The following is a 1,422-nucleotide window of genomic DNA, read 5'->3' as shown; positions in this document are numbered from 1 at the left end:
AGCAGTTCGTTGACGGCGCTGACGAGCCGCCGGTCGTTGATGGGGTCGATGAGCGGCCGGTGGTGTGGCCGGTGTCGGCCAAGAGCGCGGCGGCGCTGCGGGATCAGGCCGTACGGCTGCACGCGCACCTGGTGGCGCATCCTGAGTTGTCGCCGCAGGACGTCGGGTTCTCCCTGGCGACGACACGGGCGGCGCTGGAGCGCCGCGCGGTCGTCGTGGGTGCCGACCGGGCCGCCGCTATCCAGGCGCTTGAAGCTCTGGCCGAGGAGAGGCAGGCTCCCGGCCTCTTCAAGGGGATGGTCTCTGGTGGCAAGGTGGCGTTCCTGTTCACCGGTCAGGGGTCCCAGCGGGCGGGGATGGGCCGGGAGCTGTATGACGCTTTCCCGGCTTTCGCGGATGCCTTCGACGAGGTGTGCGCGCATCTGGATGGGCGTCTTGATCGGCCTGTCCGGGAGGTGGTGTTCGGGGACGGCGAGTTGCTGGACCAGACCTGTTTTACTCAGCCGGCGTTGTTCGCGGTTGAGGTGGCGTTGTTCCGGCTGGTGGAGTCGTGGGGCATCGTGCCGGACTTCCTGGCGGGGCATTCGATCGGGGAGATCGCCGCAGCGCACGTGGCCGGGGTGCTGTCGCTTGAGGATGCCTGCACCCTCGTCGCCGCCCGGGGCCGGTTGATGCAGGCCCTTCCGGAGGGTGGGGCGATGGTCGCCCTGAACGCCTCAGAAGATGAAGTCTTGCCGTATCTGACCGACCGGGTGAGTGTCGCGGCTGTCAACGGCCCCGCATCGGTCGTGGTGGCGGGTGAGGAGGATGCCGTCGCCGCCGTGGTCGCGCGGTTCCCCGATCGCAAGTCCAAGCGGCTGAAGGTCAGCCACGCGTTCCATTCGCCGTTGATGGACCCGATGCTGGACGACTTCCGCCAGGTCGCCGAATCGCTGACCTACAACGCGCCGCGGATCCCGATCGCCTTCGGCTCGGACGCCGACTACTGGGTCTCCCACGTCCGTCAGCCGGTCCGGTTCCTGGACACCATGCGGTCGTTGGTGGCTGACGGGGTGAGCACGTTCCTTGAACTGGGGCCGGATGCGGTGTTGTCGGCGATGGGTGCCGAATGCGTCGAAGGTGTCTTCATTCCGGTGCTGCGGCGGGAACGGCCGGAGGCGGAGACGGTCGTCGCGGCGTTTGCTCGTCTTCATGTTGAGGGTGTGACGGTCGATTGGGAGGGGTTCTTCCCGGGTGGCCGTCGGGTGGAGTTGCCGACGTATGCCTTCCAGCGAGAGCGGTTCTGGCCGGAGGCCGGGCCTGTGGAGGCGGTGGCGTCGGCGAGTGTTGATGAGGTGGAGGCGCGGTTCTGGGAGGCGGTGGAGCGGGAGGACCTGGAGGCGCTGGCGGGGGCGTTGGCGGTGGATGCCGATGGGTCGCAGT

General features: G+C 68.4%; 1 protein-coding gene. It reads left to right on the top strand.

Annotated elements, in window-relative coordinates; all coding sequences use genetic code 11:
- Window positions 1-71: 71 nt before the first annotated feature.
- Window positions 72-1,422: acyltransferase domain-containing protein (locus AB0B72_RS40255; RefSeq protein ID WP_367745067.1), on the top strand; the 1,351-nt coding region annotated here is incomplete at its 3' end.

The organism is Microbispora sp. NPDC049125 (assembly GCF_040802045.1).
Classification (GTDB): Bacteria; Actinomycetota; Actinomycetes; order Streptosporangiales; family Streptosporangiaceae; genus Microbispora.
The sequence above is the reverse complement of the archived record's forward strand: the minus strand, read 5'-3'. Positions and strand labels throughout refer to the sequence as shown.